We start from the raw sequence: 5,388 nt of genomic DNA on the forward strand, positions 1-5,388 counted from the left end.
CGCTTGCGATCGCACGAAATACGGTATTGTTCTCTAGGGCTGGTGGTAATTCACTGCTGGGAATCGGTGCTGCTGCCAGTAGGTCTTGATTGTCTACAGATTCAACCTGAGCGGTTGCGGTAGAGTTACCTGATGCTAAGAACTTACTTTGACCAGCTTGGCTAGTTACTGCACTAAAGGATAGAATCCCGGTTAATGCACAGGCAGCAATAAGATAAGAAGATGGAGTGATTGCACGCAAGTTTTTCATCTGATTCCCTTTTTTAGTTGAAGGTGTACCGATAGGCCAAGGTAGAGAAGTTAGCAGCAGTATCAAGACCAATTACTGGTGTTTGGCTATTCACTTAGGACTATTGACTTGTAAGAGATTTGTTTTGTTTCGTGGTAACTACCGCACTAACGGTAGGGAAATTACTCCTTAAGCTATCAGCTATCAGCTATCAGCTATCAGCTATCAGCAACAAGTAAGCATTCGTTTAATCTTTGTTACGTCAGCTGAATGCTGTTCGCGTAGCGTGCGCGTAGCGCTTATGCTGACGGCTGACGGCTGAAGGGCTAGGCAACCAGCTCGTTTCTATTAAGTTACTGATGGTAAGACCCGATTATAATGTCAGCTCCCTTATCAGCAATCATCATGGTTGCTGCTGCTGTGTTTGCGGTTATGGGTAATGGGAAGACAGAAGCATCAATCACACGCAGAGCTGATACTCCTCGAACCTTTAGTTCTGTATCCACCACAGAACTCTGATCAATCCCCATTCTGCAAGTTCCGCAATAGTGCTGTGTTGTACTAGCTGTTTCTCTTATATAACTCTCGAAATCTGTTCCCGGTTCTGGAGCAATTTGCTTTTCCCGCCATTGCCCCAAGCTTGATTGATTGCCAATATCGATACCTAACTGAAGCGCTGTAATACATGACTGGAGATCTCCTGGCACTGTCAGATACTTTGGGTCAACAACAGGAGCTTGATCAGGAGAACTTGAACGCAGCGTAATAGTTCCCTTACTCTTCAAGTGCATGACGTTTGGCCATAACCAAAACGAATTTTTTGGACCAGGGAAACCTTTGAGTGTTCCCACTCCCACTGAACACTCTATATCAACAACTGAACTACTATTTTCCGTAGAGCCGAAAATCACAGCTGGAGCTAGGCTATAGGAATACACTGGTAAATCTTTATCTTCGGGAATAGAAAATCCGGCACTAACGAAAAGATCGTCATGTAAGTTCTTGCCTACTTCTGGAACATTCGCAACTACTGGAATATCAAATTTCCCCAACTCAGTTTCGTCGCCAATGCCTGAAAGCATCAAGATTTTTGGACTCGCAATCGCACCAGCACTCAGCACAACCTCATGTCGCACCCCTGCAAAGTATTTTTCGTTCTTCTGAACATATTCAACACCAATTGCTTTGGTATTATTAAATCGGATCTTGGTTACCAAAGCTTCAGCTATTACAGTTACATTTGCATGAACCGCTGGTAAAAAAGTGTTAAATGTGGTTTCACGAAAAAGCTTTGAAAGTGTTTTAATATTGTTGAACTGAAATGGAGCGTATCCATATTGACTCTCGCTGGTATTATAATTAGGATTTTCAGGTAAACCGTACTCCTTAGCAGCAGCGAATAAATCGTTAATGAAATTGAAATGATCTGTCGTTGCCACCAAAACCTTAATGATCTGCTCTACACTTTCAAAGTGCGGTAGTACATCATTCCATGACCAACCGGGTGCTACTTTACCCCACTCATCAAAGTCAGAGCGTCCACCTCTGACATAGACCGTGGCATTATGTAATGCACACCCACCTAGGGCTTTGGCTTGCGGCAGCATGACCACACGGTTGTTTAAATTTTTTTGAGGTACTGACTGGTAACCCCAATCAATCTCCGTATGTTGTTGTATGACTTCAAACCAATCACTTGGGTCGTACATCTTGGGATTGAGTAGGAGCTTTCCAGCTTCGATCAGCAGAATTTGTGCATTTGAGTCAAAAGCAGCAAGCTTTGAAGCTACTATGCTTCCCGCAGAACCTCCACCAATCACAACGTAGTCATACATCGAATTTGCTTCTGCCATCTCGACTGCTCCCAGTAAAATCTGCTAATTAGTTTTGCTATCAGCTAATGCGCGTTCAGCTTATGGGCGTAGCCCAAGTTACCTAAAGTGCTTTTGAATAAAATAACCTGAAAGCTGACCACTGACCACTGACCGCTGACCGCTGACCGCTGACCACTTAAAGAATTACACTTTCCCCCGCAACTCTTCCAATTCCTCCCGCACTGATAACGGTTGATACCCCAAACTAAATGCTAATGAACTATCCAATGAAGTATCGGGAGATCTAGGGGCAGCCATCGGTACATCCTTTTGTAGACAGCGTCCTAAGTTATCTTGGGAAAGTTCAAATACCTCAGCCATCAGGCAACCAAAGTCATAGCGGGAGATCCGTTCTTTTCCGCCCAGATTAACTAGACCTTGGACTTTCTCTAGCGCTAATAAAAGTCCCTTGGCTGCTGTTGTGCCACTGACAGGGGTTCTAATTTCATCGGTAAATAAGCTCAATGGTCGCCCTTCTCTCAGGATTTTGAGGAAGGGTTGGATAAAGCTACTGGCAGTAGGGGGAGTGATGCCAAACATTAAGGGCATCCGGCAAATCGCAACTTTAGGATAATGCGATCGCATCCCTTCTTCTGCCATAACTTTTTGCTCACCGTAATAGCTGATAGGCGATACCGGATCAGTTTCGAGATAAGGAGCATTTAAACCATCGAATACCAATTCAGTAGAGGTAAACACACAAGGGATATCATAATCTGCACTTAGTCGAGCAATATTGATAGAAGCTGTAACATTAATCGAATATGATTCCTCTCGATGGGTCTGACAAAAATTAGGTTTAGAGTGAGCTGCGGTATGAATTACTCCTGCTGGCTTAATCTCAGCAAACAGATCCTTTATCTCCTGAAATTCTCTCAAGTCAACCTTTACCAAGGTTATTCCTGGAATATCTATCGTCTGGGAAAAATACGTTCCATAAATATCCCATTTTTCTTTAGCGAGCTGGCAAAGATTCCATCCCAGAAAACCGCTAGCTCCTGTCACTAAGAGTTTTTTTCTCATCAAAATTTAGGGTTAGTAAGGGGGAAAAACAGATATCCCTGTTACTGTTTTATCTGTTGATTTCCCTAAGTGCCCATTAAATACAGCGGTTTTCATAACTATGAGGTATATAGTTTTTTTTTACTATTGCCTCTTGCCTATTGCCTATTGCCTATTGCCTCTTGCTCTTCACTGCTCCCTACTCCCTACTCCCTGCTCCCTAAAAACATGTATACCTCACCTAATTTAAAACCGCTATATCAACGATTAGTCGTTAATAACAGCATGTTCCTTAAATACTTCCAACGGAATGTAATCAAGGGCTGCTTCATGGGTTGCTGACAAAATCACTGGTGGCGCAACCCCAGCATCCAGCGCCTCCTTCCAACGACTGAGACACAAACACCAATTATCTCCGGGTTTAAGACCAGGAAAACCATAGACCGGGGATGGTTTACTCAAATCATTCCCTCTTTGCTGAGTAAAAGATAGGAACTCTTCCGTCATTTCTGCACAAACGATATGTACACCAACGTCAGAGGGTCCTGTGTCACATTTTCCGTTCCGAAAAAATCCCGTCATCGGAGATGTGCAGCACACTTTTAGTGTTCCGCCAAGGACGTTTTTGGCATTGTTCATGATATAATAAAATAGTTTAATTACGCCAATTACTTTGCTATCAGCTATCAGCTATCAGCTATCAGCTTAAGCGCTACGCGAACAGCTTTTGAATAAAATAGGTAAGTATCCATTTAAGCTGAGGAAACTGTTTTAGTTAGGTCACAGGCTAGAAGCCTGTGCCACCCTACGGTAAATAATTTTATTTTTAGCTGACGGCTGACTGCTGACTGCTGAGTGCTTACCAAAAGCTATACTTATGATGCTAGAGAAGAAGCTCCCATACACATCGATGGTGATGAAGGTTGAAGCTTTACATCTACGGTTTTGTAACCAGCTGTCATCAATAAATTAGTCACCACTAATTGCGCCCTTTGATTAGCTTGCTCTAGCACACCTTGCTGACAAGCAGTAGCCTGAATTTTCTGGAGGGTTTGCTGTTGAGCTAGCATCTGTAATTGAGGAGCAACATCCGGTCCAAGACCTAAAAATCCTCGGTTGTAGTCGTAAATCTGGGAACGGGTAACATCAATCTTGCTATCGAGTAATTGAGGCGCTGGTAACTGCACTTGGATTGAGTCATTGCTGACTTTGACATCATCTACGCTTAATTTCCCTAAATCAACCCCAGCTCTGACTTCCCCATAAGCAATGTAGAGTAATGTCGTTGACGCTAAGCGATATTGTCCTAAGTTTCTATCTTGACGAGTTGGGACCACCGCCTCCATGCTAAACACAGCAGTGGTCAATTCACTAACATCACGAACTTTATTAACCACAACGTTTCTGACATCCACCTCTGGTTCTGGCTGTGATAAGTTTAATTGCGATAAGTCGAATAGACCATTAACTTGTTCAAACAAGCGGGAGCTAGTGCGCCACATCACCACTCCTAAAATTAGCGTCGTGAGTATCATGCCCCCTGTGCTCATCAAAATCAAACCTCTAGGTATACTAGAGATAATGCTAAGTAACTGATGCTTTTGATGCTGACTTTTCATTTTTGTTTACCTTAAAAATTTATTATTAATAGTTATTTATTCCGAATTTATGCTATACCAAAGGGAACAGGGAACAGGGAACAGGGAACAGGGAACAGGGAATAGGGAATAGGTAATAGGTAATAGCGATACGCTGCATCAATAAAGGTAATCAACGTCAAAAAAGACTGTACCTCTTAACTGCGAAAAACGCTATAACAAAAAAATGCTATTTAGCGTAAAAAATCTATTCTCAAAATATCAAAGCTATAGAAGTAGTTTTAGGAGATATATAGTTTTTTATAGCCTAATGAGGTACACAAGTTTTTTCCCTGTTCCCTGTTCCCTGTTCCCTGTTCCCTGTTCCCTAAAACCCAAAAATTTGTACCTCACCTAATTAAAAACCGCTATATATACTTGTGCTGATCTACCTCAACCCAACGCCTGGTTTCATGGGACTCATGGGTTAAATCCATTAACATCTGGGAGTACACTCCTTCTTTGAGAGATAGTGTGGTAACGCTACCATTGTCAATGGCTTTTACCCAATGGTCAACCACCCGGATAAATGGGGCTAAACGACCATCGAGATAGGTTTCAGCAAATGCTAGTCGTTGGGGAATTTCTACTTCCATCAAGGATTGACCTGGGGTCGCTGCCCACAGACGAAATCCATGAACGTAGT

The 5,388-nt window shown here is 42.7% G+C and carries 7 protein-coding genes; 1 reads left to right on the plus strand and 6 read right to left on the minus strand.

All coding sequences use genetic code 11. The annotated features are described in order from the left end of the window. From F6K52_RS31630 to F6K52_RS31640, 3 genes are all read right to left on the minus strand, one after another. Positions 1-250: hypothetical protein (locus F6K52_RS31630; RefSeq protein ID WP_293088252.1), on the minus strand; the 250-nt coding region annotated here is incomplete at its 3' end. A gap of 332 nt (positions 251-582) precedes the next feature. Next, on the minus strand, positions 583-2,082 hold the full coding sequence (locus F6K52_RS31635) for a GMC family oxidoreductase (RefSeq protein ID WP_293088254.1): 1,500 nt from the start codon (positions 2,080-2,082) through the stop codon (positions 583-585). Between the two features lie 165 nt (positions 2,083-2,247). Continuing rightward, positions 2,248-3,126, minus strand: a complete 879-nt coding sequence (locus tag F6K52_RS31640) for an NAD(P)-dependent oxidoreductase (RefSeq protein ID WP_293088256.1) — start codon at positions 3,124-3,126, stop codon at positions 2,248-2,250. Between the two features lie 100 nt (positions 3,127-3,226). Between F6K52_RS31640 and F6K52_RS31645 the strand changes: the two genes are divergently transcribed. After that, a complete protein-coding gene (locus F6K52_RS31645) occupies positions 3,227-3,355 on the plus strand; it encodes a hypothetical protein (RefSeq protein WP_293088259.1) in 129 nt (42 codons plus the stop codon). 17 nt (positions 3,356-3,372) lie between these two features. On the opposite strand, the gene F6K52_RS31650 is transcribed toward F6K52_RS31645, so the two are convergent. The 3 genes from F6K52_RS31650 to F6K52_RS31660 all read right to left on the minus strand — a co-directional run. Further along, complete coding sequence (locus F6K52_RS31650) at positions 3,373-3,744, minus strand: DUF2237 domain-containing protein (RefSeq protein ID WP_293088261.1); 372 nt, start codon at positions 3,742-3,744, stop codon at positions 3,373-3,375. Positions 3,745-3,980: 236 nt separating this feature from the next. Continuing rightward, positions 3,981-4,640, minus strand: coding sequence for a DUF4230 domain-containing protein (locus F6K52_RS31655; protein ID WP_293088263.1), 660 nt, complete (start codon positions 4,638-4,640; stop codon positions 3,981-3,983). 470 nt (positions 4,641-5,110) lie between these two features. Further along, on the minus strand, positions 5,111-5,388 hold a 278-nt coding region (locus F6K52_RS31660; RefSeq protein WP_293088265.1), incomplete at its 5' end, for a Gfo/Idh/MocA family oxidoreductase.

This window comes from Moorena sp. SIO3H5 (assembly GCF_010692395.1).
Classification (GTDB): domain Bacteria; phylum Cyanobacteriota; class Cyanobacteriia; order Cyanobacteriales; family Coleofasciculaceae; genus Moorena.

What these genes read in the sequence shown, in the direction of transcription:
- F6K52_RS31635 (WP_293088254.1), bottom strand. Translation starts at nt 2,082, where the DNA reads ATGGCAGAAGCAAATTCGATGTATGACTACGTTGTGATTGGTGGAGGT.
- F6K52_RS31640 (WP_293088256.1), bottom strand. Translation starts at nt 3,126, where the DNA reads ATGAGAAAAAAACTCTTAGTGACAGGAGCTAGCGGTTTTCTGGGATGG.
- F6K52_RS31645 (WP_293088259.1), top strand. Translation starts at nt 3,227, where the DNA reads ATGAGGTATATAGTTTTTTTTTACTATTGCCTCTTGCCTATTGCCTAT.
- F6K52_RS31650 (WP_293088261.1), bottom strand. Translation starts at nt 3,744, where the DNA reads ATGAACAATGCCAAAAACGTCCTTGGCGGAACACTAAAAGTGTGCTGC.
- F6K52_RS31655 (WP_293088263.1), bottom strand. Translation starts at nt 4,640, where the DNA reads ATGATACTCACGACGCTAATTTTAGGAGTGGTGATGTGGCGCACTAGC.